This window comes from Acaryochloris sp. CCMEE 5410 (genome assembly GCF_000238775.2).
GTDB lineage: Bacteria > Cyanobacteriota > Cyanobacteriia > Thermosynechococcales > Thermosynechococcaceae > Acaryochloris.
In genome coordinates, this window is sequence record NZ_AFEJ02000004.1 from 120,248 (window position 1) to 136,432 (window position 16,185).

Below are 16,185 nucleotides of genomic sequence, written 5' to 3' on the forward strand. Positions count from 1 at the left end.
GCGTTAGTACAATGTGTAGTCACGCTTTCAACATAAAATACTCGACCCATATCTTATGTTCGCAAAAACTTACACCAAAAATTGTGTATAACCCAGAAGACTTGAACGTTAGGATTCAATCCCACTAACCAAGCCTGATACAGTTTGATTATCCCTCAGTGATGGGATGATGCTTGGTAGCCAACACCTGAGTTCAGTCATGAAGATTCTCCACGGAACCTGGATTCCTGATGAAACAGCTTTTATCCAAAAAGGGGCTTTCTATCTTTGGGTGGAAACCACTGAACCCAGTCACAAGCACACATCATCTCGGACTGTTCATCCCTGCCAGTTAGGAAGGGATGAATTAGAAGCCTTTCTGGACAATGAGTTAGGCGTGAAACCAGGGCGTCCGCTAGAGCAGTTGATTTCTCCTCGTTATTTCTTACTTCCCAGCGCAGATCAAGCCCCATTGCCTTCCCTAGAATTGGCTCGTTACCTAGAGCAATCAACACCTGAGACTTTTGAGTGGCAGTATTGGCAGGTAGATTGCTTTGAGGTCAAGACCTGGGTCAAAACAGGGCAGTACGAGCATCAACCCGTAACCGATATTATTAAGCTGCTCAATGAGCTGCACTTCATTGCCCTGCATAACCTTACTCAGATGCAGTTGGGGGCAGACTTACTGTTTTGGTACCACTACACCCAAACCCTCAAGCCCGTGCTGCTGAAAGACCAGTATATTCCAGCCCTGCGCTATCGCGAGGTATTGGCTGGTAAACGCCCATCCCAAAGGAGTAAGGCCAAGTCTAAAAAAACTCAAACCCAGCCCAATTTTGAGATTTACCCTGCGTGGGAAATTGTCAGTGAATCCTATGAGGCTGAGCTAGACCGATTTGTGGACTATATGCCCCTAGCTTGTGTCTGTGGATTTGCAGAAAATCCTGAAGTCCCCACTGTTTATGATCGCAAAACGCTCCTGCGACATTTTTCAGAGTATTTGCTCACTGAAATTATGACGACAGCCTACCTACCCACTAGCTATACGAAAAAAATCGCTAGCACCTTGCTAGAAGATTGTCTACGTGCACACAAGGGGCTGCATTATGCTCAAAATACCAATGAAGAGCTTTATCAGCAATGGCGCGTGTGGCGAGATCGCATTCGCCACACCCAAACCTCGATTCCCTTTTACCTCTGCTTCCAACTCCAAGATCCCCCCACCTCCGAAGACCCTTGGCAATTGCAATTCCTCGTTGCCCCCAAACCAGATCCGTCCCTGCAAATTTCTCTTGGGGAGTATTGGCGGCTCAAACCTAAACAACATCAGGAATGGCAAAAGCAGTTGGGTGAGAGCTTTGAACAGCATCTACTACTAAACTTAGGGTATGCGGCCCGGATTTATCCTCAGCTTTGGCAAGGGTTAGAAACCGACCAACCAATAGGCATTCCGCTAGATATCGGTGCGGCCTTGGACTTTTTACAAGAATCAGCCTGGGTTTTGGAGAATGCAGGCTATAAAGTCATGGTCCCCGCCTGGTGGACACCCAAAGGGCGTCAGCGGGCAAAAATCAAGCTGCGGGCTAAGGGGAAGTCTTCATCCAGTGCCAACGACAAATCCAAGAGCTACTTCTCTCAAGAGCGGTTAGTGCAGTATAAGTACGAGCTAGCTATTGGTGACCAGAAGATTTCGGAGGCGGAATGGCTGGAGTTGGTTCAAGCCAAATCACCCCTCGTCCAATTTCGGGGCCAGTGGATGCATTTGGATCAGGACAAAATGCAGGAGATGTTGACGTTCTGGAAAACTCAACAGGCCGAGAATCCAGACATGACACTCTTGGATTTTATGCGCATGACAGCGGCAGGTGGGGAAGATGTTGAAGTGGATTTCAACCGCGATAAAACCCTAGCCCAAATGCTGAAGCAGTTGCAGGATAAGAGTCAATTAGATGCAATCTCAGACCCCCAAACCCTGCAAGGGACGCTTAGGGAATATCAAAAGCGAGGGGTCTCCTGGCTGCACTACCTGGAGCAGCTAGGTCTGAATGGTTGTCTCGCCGATGATATGGGCCTAGGCAAAACGGTCCAGGTGATTGCCCGCTTAGCTCAAGAACGCGAGCAGTCTGCTAATGGTGAGCCCATTCCCCCAACACTATTGATTGCCCCCACGTCCGTCGTGGGCAATTGGCGCAAAGAAATTCAGAAGTTTGCTCCCCATTTGAGGTCCATTGTTCACCATGGTAGCGAGCGGGCTAAGACTGTTAAAGACTTTGAATTGATGGTGGAGCAAAACGATGTGGTCATCACCTCTTTTTCCCTGGCCCGCAAAGATAGTAAGTTATTTGATGCAGTTCCTTGGCATCGGATTGTATTAGACGAAGCCCAAAATATCAAAAACCCCAAAGCAGCTCAAACCAAGGCTATTCTCAAGCTCTCCGCCACCCATCGACTGGCTTTAACCGGAACGCCTGTAGAGAACCGATTATTAGATTTATGGTCCATCTTCAACTTCCTTAATCCAGGGTATTTAGGAAAGCAAGCTCAATTTCGCAAAAGCTTTGAACTGCCGATTCAAAAAGATAATGACCGCATGCAGTCAGCCACCCTGAAGCGGTTAGTGGAGCCGTTTATTCTGCGGCGAGTCAAAACCGATAAATCCATCATCAAAGATCTACCGGATAAGGTGGAGCAAAAGCTATACTGCAACCTCACCAAAGAGCAAGCCTCTCTCTATGAAGCCGTCGTCAAGGATATCTCAAGTGATATTGATGAGATGGAGGGCATCCAGCGCAAGGGCATCATTCTCTCGACCCTACTCAAACTCAAACAAATTTGCAATCATCCCCGCCAGTTCCTTCAAGATGAAAGTGACTTCCTCCCTGAACGCTCCCATAAACTTAGCCGCTTAACAGAGATGATCGCGGAAGTCATGGAGGAAGGAGAAAGTCTGCTGGTATTTACTCAGTTCACAGAACTCGGTGATGCTCTGGAAAAATATCTGCGCCAAGTCCATCATTACAACACTTTCTATATTCATGGCGGTACCAACCGCGATAAACGAGAACGGATGATTACCGAGTTTCAAGATCCTGACACTGGCCCCTCTGTCTTTATTCTGTCTCTCAAAGCAGGTGGGGTAGGTATTACCCTCACGAAAGCCAATCATGTCTTCCACTTTGATCGCTGGTGGAATCCCGCAGTGGAAGACCAAGCCACAGACCGAGCCTTTCGCATTGGACAGCAAAAAAATGTGTTTGTCCACAAATTCGTCGCGATTGGCACCTTGGAAGAGCGCATTGACGAGATGATTGAGGACAAGAAGAAACTCGCAGGGGCAATCGTCGGTTCAGATGAGTCTTGGCTGACGGAACTGGATAATGAATCATTCAAAAAGCTGATCACTTTAAGCAAGAATGCCATCTTGGAATAACAAGAATATTAAAACTGAAACTGACAAGCATCTGAACAACAAAGGAGTTATCAATGGCAGAATTTAGTCGAACCTGGTGGGGACAGCGCTTTCTTCAAGCCATTGAGCAAATTACTGATGCAGGTCGGTTAGGACGAGGGCGGTCCTATGCCAGAGGAAATAAGGTTAAGAGCTTTACTATCAAAGGTGGGTTGGTTCAGGCTGAAGTTAGAGGTTCGGTGAATCCTTATTTTGGGGTTTACAAAGAGCCTTTATATCAGACCACTATTGAATTTCACCCCATTAGTAAAGCAAATTGGGCGGCTGCGATCGCTTTTATCGCCTCCAAAGCCAGTCTGATTTCACGACTGATGCTCAATGAGATGCCCGATAACATCGAAGATGCCTTCACCAAACTAGATCTAAATTTACTCCCTCACCGCAACTCAAATTTCACCGCTCACTGCACCTGTCCAGACTGGAGTAATCCCTGTAAACATATCGCTGGGGTCTATTACCTCTTAGCCGCCGAATTAGACCAAGACCCGTTTTTACTCTTTGAACTGCGAGGACTCTCTCGGGATGATTTGCAAAAGGAATTGGCAAAGTCTCCCCTTGGACAAGCGTTGTCAGCCGAACTAACGGCTCAACAAACACCATTTCAGCCAGATGAGACTTATTACACTCAGCCCATGACCACAACAGCTCCTGACTTGAATCACCTCAAAGACTTTTGGCAAGGAGAAAAGCGACTGCCCCAAACCATTAATGCACCTCCAGCAACAGGGGTATCTGGGATTTTAGTGAAAACGCAGGGAGATTTTCCCGCTTTCTGGCCAAAAAATCAGTCTTTTATCGAGATAATGGAAGAATTCTATGATCGCGTTCGAGACAAGAGTGCTTCAGTACTTTGACATCAATTTTGGATTACTGCCATGTCAAAATCGTCTCGAAATCCCCAATCTAGCCCCATTAGTGATTAGATCAAGTGAATCGTATTCTGGGAAATCTCCCAAAACTGCTAATACATTCACTGATATCTGCAACAAACTATGGCCGCTGACAACAAATACTCCAAAGTACTCCTTGAGTTAAAGACTCACTACCAAGAGACAATCGCTGAGCTTGAAGCTCAAGCAAGTCAACTCAAGACCAAAATCGCGTCTCTGGATACGTTGATTGAAGACCCATTGTTAGGTTCTGATATCCTTTCAATCCTTCAAGGTGAAGCAGACTCAATAGAATCAGAAGCGCCAGACTCAATAGTTACCAACACAGTAGAACCTAAAGCCAAGTCTAAGAAAACTACTCAAAAAGCTGCTTCAAAGAAAAAGCCTACAACTTCTAAAAAGCCAGCTTCAACTGCAAAGTCAAAGGGCACAGTAAAACCGGAAGTTGAAGCTGAAGCGCCCCAAAAGAAGGCTGCTCAGAAAGTGTCACCCTCATCTGGGAAGAGAAAGTCTCCAACATCCAAAAAATCAGCCTCTGCACCAAAATCGACACAAAAGGTAGAGCCTAAAGTTGAAGCTACTTCCCCAAAAGCCGCTCAAAAAGCTTCCTCAAAAAAATCCTCAACCCCTAAGAAAACAGCTTCTCAGAACAAGGCCAAGAAAACTCAAAAACAAGCAGGCCGTTCTTCATCCAGTTCTCCGAAGATGAACAAACCCTATGACCAGATGAGCAAAATTGATGCAATTACACAGATCATGAAAGAGCAATCTGGAAATTTGGTTCACATGGATGATTTGATTTTGAAGCTATATGGTGAACTGAGTGGCGATACACTCAAAGTGGAGCGCAAACGAATGCACAACACTATGTATCAGGGCACCCAGAAAAATCTATGGGTTAAATCTCCTAATGTACCCATGAGTTATATCTTTGAAGGAAAATCACAGGCTCAATCCAAGGAATCCAAACCAGACCAGGCCAAGAAATCTCAAAAGAAGACCTGATGAGAGAATACTAGATAGCAGGGTTCAGCCAAGAGTCATTGCCTCAATCACGTGGATGCCATCATTCTTGTGATCGAGACTGCCTGAAAGTCACTCCTGAAAGCTGCAAGATCAACGAGCTAAACCCCGATCAGTCAATAGATTTAGGCGCATTGACTCTAGTATTTACGGTATTATTTCTTCTGGCGGTATATTATCGATTATCGCGTGACTAATCCTTTGATGCCTCACGGCGTGGCACATGGGAATGATTGCAGAAAAGCCACCCATTCTTGTTTAATTCGACTCGTCGCAGCAACAAGCAGTTCTCCCAGACAGGCAGGCCCACTTCACATACATTGAAAGTTAACATGTGCGATCGCATGTCCCAACCAACTGATTACTTGGGAACTATCTGGCTATCAAAAGACTCAACCTCACCAACGCAGGCAATCGGAGGTTCCAAGTGGCTGATACCATTCACGAACATAACGAATTAGGGCAACATATATGGAGTCTAAAGAATCTAACAGAACAGACCAAAGCTGCTGCTAAACGAGCTGAACAACACTCCCGTTCTATTGGGCAAGTTAGTCTGACCCAGAAATTATTGGATATCCAACGACAATTATGCATTCTTCAACTCAGACTCAAAGATTCTGAGATTCAGGAATGGACTGGAGAGCAAATGCATATACCCTTCTGAATCAACATGGGTAGTAACGGTTTAACTTCTCCATCACAGTACCAATAGCTACAACCCCCTTAAATCTGTCATAGTTGCGAATATCACTCGAAATCTATTCTTCAAGAGTTGCTGCAACTGAAAGAAAATAGCTACCCTTTTGAGGCTGTAAGTCAAAACTAGTAATAAAACGCTTGCAATCTGAGAAATAACGGTCTTTCCTCTCAATTAACTCGTGGATTAGACTTTGCATTTCCGCTTTAATGGTTTGGTCCATTTCAGAGGTTAGTTGAGGTAACATGCTGTCCATTGTTTCTTGCCGATTCTTTTTAGGTATTAAGGCGATATTCCAAGCTAGTACAGCAAGACCTAGCAAGCTTTCCACTTCTGCAAAATCATGGGCTGTTTCTTTGTAAGGTTCAACAAACGCCTGCAAAATCTCTGACATTTTGGCAACGCCCTGCGGATTCATAACCATGTTCTCAGAAAAATCTTTGCCAACTGTTTTCTTGACCTTTTTTCGCAGCCGCTTGTAAGATTTGTCGGCTGCTTGTCCATAATCCTGCTCTTGATGGATTAATTCACTAAAACCTTTTGATTTTCTAGCCATAAGAGTTTTCACGAATAGTTTATGAGATAGGAATTAAGTCGCATTGGAACATTACTGTCGCCAGAGATGAAGGCTGGCAATCAGGAAGAAGCCACCTATCACGACTAGCAACACAAAACGATGACCGTACATGGCTTATGCTCTGCATGAACCTGTTGACTCTATTCTCACTGCTAGAGGGTGTTAAAGCATAAAAGCTCAAAATAAAGACACCATAAGGATAGGCAGATTGCTAAAGAGATGCAAACCAACGGATCGGTACGATTTCCACCTCCCCATCAAAGCACCCATAGCAATAGACCCATCCAATTCACAAGGATTGAGTAGATAATATAAAGTCTATTCTTCGAGAGAAGAAGCAACGGAAAGAAAATAGCTATCCCCTTGGGGTTGCAAGTCAAAATTAGCAATATAGCGCTGACAGTCTGAGAAATAACAGTCTTTGCGCTCTATCAACTCATGGACTAAGGTTTGCAAAGCCGCTCCACTTTTTCGGTTCATCCCAGAGGCGACTTCTGACAACATGCTTTCTATAGCTTCTTGGCGGTCCTCTTTGGGTAATAAGGCGATATTCCAGGCAACAACAGCAAGACTCAGCAAGCATTCCACTTCTTCCAAACCATAAGCTGTTCCTTTGTAGGGATCAATAAATTCATTTAAAATATCGGACATTTTGGCAACGTCCTTCGGATTAATGGCTATGTCCTCAATAAGGTCTTTGCCAGTTGCTTCCTTGACCTTTTTATGCAACCGCTTGAAGGATTGAGCGGTTGTTTGTTCAACATCTTGTTTTTGATGGAGTAATTCACTAAAACCTTTAGATTTTCTAGCCATAATGGTTCTTCTGATGAGTCTTCTTGAGATTAAGCAACCAGATGCAAACTAGATTAACAAGAACAGGCCACTTGCTTCTTGCTATTGAGGTTGAGTCGCATGAAAGCTGATTTCTTGTATCCAGACATTGGTAAAATCTTCAAAATTTTCCCCAGGCACAAGGACATGGGTAGACTCGTGTAGGGTTGCAATAAATGCTTCGCGCCATAATTCCCAAGCCCGAATTGAGGGTAGCTCTAAATCTGCGCAGTATTCATGCCAGCTATCTTTCTGAAAAAGTGAGGGACCGTTGAGAACTTGCTTAAATTCAACTTCAATCAAGCCGAAATCAACCAGTTTTTGGATGAAAGGTGGATTTTTGAAGGGTGGCTTTCTGAGATCGGTGATCGGGGTTTCATAACAAAGCCGCACGGTCATCCCAGGATACTTCTTGGCTGTTCTCAGAAGCGCCAATTGAGTCTGAGTTAAGGACGGGATGCTGATCATAGTCTCACCTCACGCAGAATCATCTAACAGCCCTTACGGATACCCTTTGATACCCATAAGGACGCTACTTTCTAGTTCGATTTAGCTCAATCACCACCCAACCTTAAGCTACTGCCAGCTTATCAAAACCACCCAGCCCCCAGGTTCCCCCAGAGGCCAGGTCGCCAGTTGCTTGCCTAAGATTTAGCGGCTTCCCTCCTCATCATGCTAGAGAGCGATGATTCGACTTTCTTCTTAGCAGTCCGACGCTTCCCACCGCCACTAGCCACAACAGGAGCCGGGTCTTGAGGAACGGCCAACTCATCATCCAGTGGGTCAGGATCAACAGGTGGATCAAGGACTTGGACAGTGGATTCATCCTCTGTGATGATTGGCTCATCCTCAGCCACGGGTTCAATCTCCTCCAGGTCTTCAGTAATTTCAGGAGCCTGCTCCTCAGCCTCGACCTCAGAATTATCCTCGACCGGGCTGTCGGCCAGGAATGCCTGGGTCTGGACCTTGAACCAATCGATAGCCTTATCGTGAAGCTTCCAATGGGCATCAATCCGATCCGTGAGCTGGGACTTGATGAGCGCTTGGACGAATACTGTCTCTTGCTGACAGCCTTTGCGGTAGACCGCCACAGTTCGTTCCTTGACCTCCTCAAAGATGGGGCCATGCTTCTGGCTCACTTTGGATAGGCCCCAGGAGCAGAGGGCAGTGAAGTTTTTCCATCCTTGGATTTCCTTTCGGATAACGAACAGGAAGGCTTTGTTTGCAGCTAGGCCCACTTGGGTAGCGGCAGTGTCGATGACTTCGGTGTGGTCGGCTTGTTGGATTTTGACAGAAGTTATCAATTTCATGAGTGTTGTCCTTTGAATAATGAATAGTGGAACGACTGGCATGTGCAACCGAGTCGGCCATGTGGATATTGAGAAAATGCAAAGGCGGTCTTTGGGCCTCGCGTGAGAATATACCCTCGGGAGAAATCAGGCTCGATGTGGAGCCGTGGTGAGGTAATTTTGAGAAAAACTTTGGGTGGGAATGCCCCACTGCCTAGCCACTAGGGTAGCGTGGATAGCTTGGTGCTACAAGGATTGGGGGATTAGAGTTTCTGATCGGTGGAGGGAGGATACTAGGCAGAGCTAATGATTAGTGTGCAGGTGGTGAGAATTCTAAAACCTAGAGCTGTGGACAACTAAATGACGAGTTCTGTCGATAGATAGCCATCCTTCCTTTCGCAGTTCACCAAGAACGCGAGTGGCCGTCACACGAGTGACCCCCGCCAGATCTGCAATTTGTTGATGAGTTAATCGAACCTTAATTCGAATACCTTCTGGGGTCTGCTCCCCTATTTCTTTGCTAAGCAACAACAGCAACTCCCGACAGCGAGCGCTCACAGGATGGAGATGAACCAAGGCTAGCAAGTCTTCTGCCTGCTGTAAACGCCGATTGAGTTGAGACAGAATTCCTTGTGCCAGTACAGACGATCGCTCCAGTTCTATCTGAGTGATCCGCATCAGCACTACATCAGATAACGCAATCACTTCATAAGGGTCAATCTGGGTGAAGGGCAAACCAAAGGGCATCTCTGGATAAGCCAATCCCAGGATCGCCTCATTCCCCTCACTATCGAAAGTCCGTAGTTGAAGGATTCCCCGGCAAACCACCCAAAGTTCTTGAGAATGCAACGGAATCGTGATACCCCGCTTAAATTCGTAGGTTTGGCGTCCCTGATAGACCTCTTCGAGTAACTGCGACCCATTGTTGGGGGATAAAGTAGGTAAAATCTGGGTTGGTGGCATGGGTGAGTCCTCTGATGTAGCCTTTACACTCAAATCTCAATGTTGGGGTTAAACCTGAGTTAAGAGTCATTCTCAATAGAGTTACAACTAATCCCTGCAGAGTCATCCTAAATATCAATTCAACGTCAAACTATATCCGCTGAAATTCATATTTTACGTATGCTAGCAATTCTGTCGTAAAGTTGTCAGGTTTTCATTTCATATTCACAGTTGAGAAAATTATCAATATGATCTTCAACTAAATTCATTGAGATTTACTTATTTTCAACCACCCAGTCATGCATTACAGGCCAAGACTGGGACAAAAATATCGATACTCTGATTACGTTATTGTCGAAGCGGAATTAGGCTCGATCTATGATGAAGCTAGCCTTTCCAGGTGCCCCAGATGGCTTATCCCCTCTCAGCCACTAAACTCATCACCTACCAGCAGTGCCCCAAAGCCTACAACTTCAGATATGAGCGGGGACTCTCTTCACCCTCTGCCTTCGGTTCGCCTGCCTTTGGGATTGCCCTTCACAAAACTCTCGCAGATATCTACAAAGACTGGAATTACGATTACCCCCTGCCTTCCCTCGATTGGTTTACCGTTTGCTGGCAGCACCACACTGGAGAGATGAAACCTGCTCAGATTCATGAGGGGTGGATGGCCTTGCAGCTCTATTACGAGAAATACGTTGCCCCGCTACCCCAGATTCGTAAACCACTTGGCGTCGAGGGCAAGATCAAGGCCAGCTTCCAGGTGAACAATATCGAGTTTTCCATCACAGGTCGTTATGACCGCTTAGACTATACCGATAATGGCCTGGAACTGATTGACTACAAGACGAGCAAGACGATTGGCCCGTCTGATGGAATTGATCTACAGCTAGGACTTTACTTTTTGATTCTGGAACAGATCTACCCAGAAGCACTTGAAACGCTGAGTTTGATTTATCTACGGCAAGGTCAGAAAGTTTCATTTGATGTGACGCCTGAGCATCACCAGCAGGTACGGGAATTGATCGGGGACATCGCGGTAAAGCTCAGAGCAGATGATGAGTGGAAACCGGAAGTTGGTGAACACTGCAACCACTGTGGTTATCAGAAGTACTGTCCCGCGAAGTCCAAGAAGCCAGAGCCATTACCAGAGGGGACGAAGGAAGCGCGGCAGGTTCAATTAGTGTTGGGATTGTAATCAACACTTTAGTCATCCAAAGATGAGAATCTAAAAAAAAATGGCACACTACAATTTCATTACAGTTTGGGACATTGATGCCCCTATTGAGGACGTTTGGGAGCAACTGATTCACTCTGAAGATTGGCCTCAATGGTGGCCTGCTGTCCAAAGTGTTATTGAATTGGAAAAAGGGGATGAACAGGGGATTGGCAATATCCGTGAATATCATTGGAAAACTCCTCTCTCCTATGCTTTAAGCTTTAAAACTCGTTTAGTTCGCATTGAACCACCAATACTGATTGAGGGAATTGCAAGCGGAGAAGTGGAGGGAAAAGGAATTTGGGAACTTCAATCCATACCTAAAGGGACTCGCGTCCATTATTACTGGATTGTAGTGACAACCAAACTCTGGATGAATCTACTAGCATTGCTGCTTAAACCACTCATGGAGTGGAATCACAATGCAACTATGAAACAAGGTGCCCAAGGTTTAAGCCAAAGGATGGATACAGAGGTAACTTGTCAGGAGATGGCTGATTCCTAAGCTTTGGAAGTAAAGATCATGCAAGCTTTGATGATGCCCTTCAGTCGCAGTTGTAATGTTGTGATTTAGAGGGAGCTAGGAAATATGCCAGGGACTCTTGATCGAGCAACCAATAAACCCTATAAACACCTACGACTAGCATCTCCCAGCAAGAAAACATGGACGAGTTGCTGTGCAAATGCTATCGGTACTACCCAATGAGCGCAGCCCACGATCAGATACGCCTCTGGTTCTCCGGTGAAATAATAATCGAGACTGACGTTGCATTTGTTCACTGAGTCATAAAACATACAGGACAACTCAAAAAACTTGGTTGGGGCCATTTCCAGATTCACAAAGCCCTCAATGATAACTTCTGAAGTCTTAAAGAGTTGGATTTCGATCTTCAAGTGTCCTGGCCCAGATATTTCCAAAGTCTGAGATTCCATGCCGACTTGAGTCTCAGGCTTCAGACCTACTCGCCACCCTTCAATCTCCTCACTCCTCATCCGCAAATCACCTCCATTATCCAAACTCTGGGAATTCCCGCACTCGAAGATCCTTGGGCCATTCCTCAGCATCTCCACCCTTCGCAGAACGGAGCTTTGGAACACCCACGGGATTACTGCCAAGCTGCTTGATAAACACGGGGATATTGGCTGACTTGCATTGGTCTCGAATCAAGCGAATCCAAGCCACATCACAAGGCCGAGCGCCTGGGCCAGACTCACCCCCGGTGATGCACCAGATCGGAGACGATGATGCCAGATTAAGGTCTACTGCTTCCAATAACGGCTCACAACTCAAAAACCGGATGGAGGCTGGTGTTTGCCCGAGCAAAGGAATTCGCTCGTCTGCGGCCTTTTGGTTCTCAACTGATACACCTAACCAAAGATTAGATAGGGGCCAATCCCACTGACATGATTCAAGGTCGGCTAATACCTTGTGGTTGACATTGGCGGATCGGCCCTTATCAACAGCGGCAATCCGAATTCTATTTTTGGCACTCCTGAGATAATCCCGCATTCGTTTTGGCCGTTTGGTTAGCATCTGTACGGTAACCTGGGGGTTGAGCGCGATTGCAGCAAAGATCTGATCCAGCCACTCGTCTTTAACCGCTGAATGAAACGGGTCAGACATCGAGGGCATGAATACTCGGGTCGGTTTGCGGAACTTGAATAGCTTCTCCAACTGCTCAGGGACAAAGTTCACCTGACCCGTCCAGTTCCCTTTCTCATCGACAACACCGTGATACTGAGGAAATTGTTGCAGTCGTCCTGACTTAGAAGCTCTGGCCGCATAACAATGTTCACAACCGCTGCTTTTTGCTCCCTTGGCTCTAACCTTTGTACAACCCACCAAACAGTTGATAGTATGATCGGTCCATTCGATAGTGGTCATGTCTGTTTCTCCAAAAGTTTTTATCAGGCTTGCTTCAGCCCTATACTTCCGCTCCCCAACACTCCCAACCCGGACGAGGGCACCGAGAGAACAACTCGATACGCTGACCGCCCAAGGCATCCCCCAGTCGATCCGCCATCTGGTAGAACTCTTCTGGCTTTTGAGAGTGCTGACCAAGGGGAGCCTGGAATGCGGTGGGAATATTAGTCAATCCCAGTGCCATAAAGGTTTTAGCCTTTCCTTTGCGGCCTATAAGAACGTGTTCAGTTGCATTTCGACCGTAATGTCCTACACCGAATCTAATCTTGGACCTGTCTAATGTCGTCTTCACCCACGTATGTATGGCTTTGTACTCAAATCCCCATGCCTCCATAACTCTGAACGCCACTGGCAGATGGTTGTTTGTCGTCCACAACAACAAATATGAATCTGGAGCGGCAATCGAACTCACGGGCATTGCCATGATTTCTTCATCAGTCATCGCTGGGTAAGGGCACCGTCCCCGATGGGTTTTGTCGGATTCCCGGAGATGGTAGCTCCAAGGTGGATCAGCCGCTATCAGGGAGAATGCACCCACAGGGAGGAGTGGGGTATTCGGAATAAGGTTGAGCGTGATGGCAAGCTTCTGCTGCCCACGCTTATCGGTTGGTGCGTACATGGTTTTCATGGGTGATTCCAATGATGAATAAGGTTGTCATGGGGAGAGTGGCAGCACTCACAGACGACCGCTCTCTGTCTGGTCAAGTCATTCAAACCAGCGAGAGCTGCTTGACCTTCCCGGTTGCCTCTTGCCAGGTCTGCTCAAAGTAATTCGGTCGATGCACCTTGTTCTGGATAAAGCCAGGGGCCGCAACCCAGAACCCTTCACAGGCCAGGGACTCATCGGGGTTTCTTTGATAGTCATAAGCCCTGGTATAGGTCGGGTCTGAGGTATCGCAAGCACAGCCGTGTTGCTTGGCAATCACACTCACTTGGGTATCAGCAGCACGACGAGGCATCGGATCAGACACTCTCATGACTCGCCTACTGATCTGCTTGCCTTGATAAATGCGCTCGACTCGGTAAACAGCCCAATCAATTGAGTCCAGGTGATTTACGGCCATGTCCCTGACGAATTGGGGGGCAACCTCCCAGGCAGAGCGACTGGCATATAGCTTCATTCTGGGATTGAGAGCAAGCGCAGCAGCTTCCAAGGTCAGGGCATACTGGCCCGCCTCCGGTTCAGACTCCCAGCGCTGGCCCGCCTGTTCAGGCCTGCAGAATGGGCAGAACACACAAGCTGACTTGAGCCAATCCGCCCCGGTCTTCTCACGGATATAGTCAATGCAAGTCTCCCTGTCCCAGCCCCACTCTTGGAGCGGAAATCGGTAGTCTGACCCCATGCAAGGATAGTCCACGCACTTGGCTGAGCGCTTCTCTTCTCCCTTGGCATAGCCCAGGTAAGGACCGATAGCCTCACCAGAGAGATGATCCGTTATCCAACTATCGATGACGACACCTTTGAACTTCATGGCACAGGTATGCGCTCCACTCACGGGTTGGCTGGTGCCCGCAATTCTCAGGGAATGGCCGAGAGTGTAATCGCCTTCGATATGGCAGATTTGGGGATTTCGAGTGTCGCTGAGGACGGTGTAGCCATCTTTTTTAGAGTGGCCCGCCTTAGCGACCTGGACAAAGCGGATCTGGCGCTGTCGGAGCAAGGGCAAGAGGTGAGTCTCGACCAGACTCTTGGTGGATTGATGTTCGTTGCCTGTCTGAGCGGTTATCAATATCAGATCATCAAAACTCGCAAAAGGGCGGGTTCGGGGGTTATAAATCCAGGAAAGCAAAATTGCGGTTGAGTCAACTCCTAAACCCCAATTAAGTACATGGATCATGAGTGACTCCTGAAAACATCGCCCAGAAAGAAATAAAGAAACATGCCAAAGTAGATGGATTGCCAGAGCAGCCACCAGACAAGGGTGTAGCTATTCATGATTACCTCCCGAGTTTTCAGAATCCAGATAGAAACTGAAATATTTGTGGTTTCAAAAATTGGGGGATGACAGGGATTCCAGGCAACGAGTCAGAATCATCCGCATCACTGGTGGAGTGACAGCGTTGCCAAGCTGTTTGACCCTCTCTCGCTTATTTCCCAGAACTTTGTAATCCTGAGCAAAGGCCATTGCTGCCTGGATTTCATGGGGCTGCAACATGCGGAAATAGCAATCCTCAACAGAAATAGAATGATCCGGTTGCACCAAGGCATGACGATCCGCAGCAGTAATAGTGGGAATGGCAGCATCCATGCCACAGACCTGATCTGAGCCGCTGTAATAGCTGGTTAGAAAGGGTTGAACCAGAGAATTATGGTCAACTGTGGTGATTGTGGGCAGTGGATCACGGATGCTAGCAGCCTGTGCCCCGGTGTAGTTCCGCACAATAAACGGTGTTGCCAAGGCCATTGTTTGGCGGGCAGTGTGGGTGGGAAGAATCCCCTCCACACTCCGAACCCGACTGCTCGTGTCATTGCCGTAAGCCGTTTCCACCAGGACAGGATTGTTGAACTTCTGCAGCCCTTTACGGATGCGCTCTAGGGTCGCTGGCTTCAAGGGTCGTTTGCGTTCACCTACTTTGGTACTGGGATAGCTCCAGTCGATAGCTGTGTGTGCCGGGGTATAGTATGGCTCCACCACCTGGGCACAACTAGGACAGCGGTATACATATTGATTGCGCTTGCCGTAGCGCCCCCACTTCTTAAATGGGTTTTTCCAGGACTGAATAGCCTCGACTTCACCGCATTGGGAGCAGTGGGCCAGCGGGGTAAAGCTGAGGTTAGGTTTGGGGTTGTTTCTCCTCCAGAAGACGATGTACACCCGGTCTCTGCTTTGAGGTGCTTCAGCAAACATGCTGTTGAAGAAGACTGCCTCATGGTCATACCCCAAGGTATGCATGGCATTGAGCCAGCTATCGAACAGTATCCAGTGGCGCACCTCGACCACGTTCTCGACAACGACAAAGTTGTACTGATGAACCTCTGAAAATCTGACGATGTCCCATAAAGTAGCCCTTGACCTTTCTTCAGCCGGGTCAATGGTTTGGGGGTTGAACAAGTCCATCTGGCCCAGGTTCTTGCGCTTTCTCCCTTTGGCTAAACTATGGTTTGTGCATTCAGGGCTAGTAATCAAAATATCGGTACTGGGATAGCGGCGAGGGTCGCAAGCGCTGATGTCTGTGCAATCATGAGCCGTATTAGGGAAATTGGTGTTGTGGGTTTCCACTGCCTTCTCCCAATGATTGATTGCCATGACGATTTCACAGCCTGCTTGGGCAGCACCACTACTCGAACCGCCACAGCCGCAAAATTGATCGGTGACGGTGATATAGGATTTCTTCTTCATG

The 16,185-nt window shown here is 47.3% G+C and carries 16 protein-coding genes; 6 read left to right on the forward strand and 10 right to left on the reverse strand.

All coding sequences use genetic code 11. The features are described from left to right. Positions 1-199: 199 nt before the first annotated feature. The 4 genes from ON05_RS32825 (at position 200) to ON05_RS32840 (ending at position 6,028) form a co-directional block, all read left to right on the forward strand. Complete coding sequence (locus ON05_RS32825) at positions 200-3,409, forward strand: DEAD/DEAH box helicase (protein ID WP_010480035.1); 3,210 nt, start codon at positions 200-202, stop codon at positions 3,407-3,409. A 53-nt stretch (positions 3,410-3,462) separates the two neighbouring features. Further along, positions 3,463-4,302, forward strand: coding sequence for an SWIM zinc finger family protein (locus ON05_RS32830; protein WP_010480036.1), 840 nt, complete (start codon positions 3,463-3,465; stop codon positions 4,300-4,302). Positions 4,303-4,440: 138 nt separating this feature from the next. Next, positions 4,441-5,343, forward strand: coding sequence for a hypothetical protein (locus tag ON05_RS32835; protein WP_010480037.1), 903 nt, complete (start codon positions 4,441-4,443; stop codon positions 5,341-5,343). 445 nt (positions 5,344-5,788) lie between these two features. Beyond that, positions 5,789-6,028, forward strand: a complete 240-nt coding sequence (locus ON05_RS32840) for a hypothetical protein (RefSeq protein WP_010480038.1) — start codon at positions 5,789-5,791, stop codon at positions 6,026-6,028. Between the two features lie 94 nt (positions 6,029-6,122). On the opposite strand, the gene ON05_RS32845 is transcribed toward ON05_RS32840, so the two are convergent. The 5 genes from ON05_RS32845 to ON05_RS32865 form a co-directional block, all read right to left on the reverse strand. Beyond that, the gene (locus ON05_RS32845; protein ID WP_010480039.1) at positions 6,123-6,617 is read right to left on the reverse strand and encodes a hypothetical protein; all 495 of its coding nucleotides are present in this window, start codon (positions 6,615-6,617) and stop codon (positions 6,123-6,125) included. A gap of 339 nt (positions 6,618-6,956) precedes the next feature. After that, complete coding sequence (locus ON05_RS32850) at positions 6,957-7,451, reverse strand: hypothetical protein (RefSeq protein WP_010480040.1); 495 nt, start codon at positions 7,449-7,451, stop codon at positions 6,957-6,959. An 81-nt stretch (positions 7,452-7,532) separates the two neighbouring features. Beyond that, the gene (locus ON05_RS32855; RefSeq protein WP_010480041.1) at positions 7,533-7,937 is read right to left on the reverse strand and encodes a hypothetical protein; all 405 of its coding nucleotides are present in this window, start codon (positions 7,935-7,937) and stop codon (positions 7,533-7,535) included. Between the two features lie 176 nt (positions 7,938-8,113). Beyond that, positions 8,114-8,779 carry a hypothetical protein gene (locus ON05_RS32860; protein ID WP_010480042.1) on the reverse strand — a complete coding sequence of 222 codons (666 nt, stop codon included), beginning with the start codon at positions 8,777-8,779 and terminating at the stop codon, positions 8,114-8,116. A gap of 312 nt (positions 8,780-9,091) precedes the next feature. Next, the gene (locus ON05_RS32865) at positions 9,092-9,721 is read right to left on the reverse strand and encodes a Crp/Fnr family transcriptional regulator (RefSeq protein ID WP_010480043.1); all 630 of its coding nucleotides are present in this window, start codon (positions 9,719-9,721) and stop codon (positions 9,092-9,094) included. Between the two features lie 388 nt (positions 9,722-10,109). On the opposite strand from ON05_RS32865, the gene ON05_RS32870 reads away from it, so the two are divergent. Continuing rightward, positions 10,110-10,898, forward strand: a complete 789-nt coding sequence (locus tag ON05_RS32870; RefSeq protein WP_010480313.1) for a PD-(D/E)XK nuclease family protein — start codon at positions 10,110-10,112, stop codon at positions 10,896-10,898. A 40-nt stretch (positions 10,899-10,938) separates the two neighbouring features. Continuing rightward, positions 10,939-11,424 (forward strand): SRPBCC family protein, encoded by a 486-nt coding sequence (locus tag ON05_RS32875; protein ID WP_010480314.1) that lies wholly within the window; start codon positions 10,939-10,941, stop codon positions 11,422-11,424. A 119-nt stretch (positions 11,425-11,543) separates the two neighbouring features. On the opposite strand, the gene ON05_RS32880 is transcribed toward ON05_RS32875, so the two are convergent. The 5 genes from ON05_RS32880 to dcm form a co-directional block, all read right to left on the reverse strand. Then, complete coding sequence (locus ON05_RS32880; protein WP_010480315.1) at positions 11,544-11,912, reverse strand: hypothetical protein; 369 nt, start codon at positions 11,910-11,912, stop codon at positions 11,544-11,546. A 16-nt stretch (positions 11,913-11,928) separates the two neighbouring features. Then, entirely contained in the window at positions 11,929-12,804 is an 876-nt protein-coding gene (locus ON05_RS32885) for a DUF5131 family protein (RefSeq protein ID WP_010480317.1), read from the reverse strand. Between the two features lie 40 nt (positions 12,805-12,844). Next, positions 12,845-13,471 (reverse strand): MT-A70 family methyltransferase, encoded by a 627-nt coding sequence (locus ON05_RS32890; RefSeq protein WP_010480319.1) that lies wholly within the window; start codon positions 13,469-13,471, stop codon positions 12,845-12,847. An 82-nt stretch (positions 13,472-13,553) separates the two neighbouring features. Beyond that, positions 13,554-14,681: a hypothetical protein gene (locus tag ON05_RS32895; protein ID WP_010480321.1), complete on the reverse strand. Its 1,128-nt coding sequence runs from the start codon at positions 14,679-14,681 to the stop codon at positions 13,554-13,556. 150 nt (positions 14,682-14,831) lie between these two features. Beyond that, on the reverse strand, positions 14,832-16,184 hold the full coding sequence (gene dcm, locus ON05_RS32900) for a DNA (cytosine-5-)-methyltransferase (RefSeq protein WP_039781910.1): 1,353 nt from the start codon (positions 16,182-16,184) through the stop codon (positions 14,832-14,834). Position 16,185: the final 1 nt, after the last annotated feature.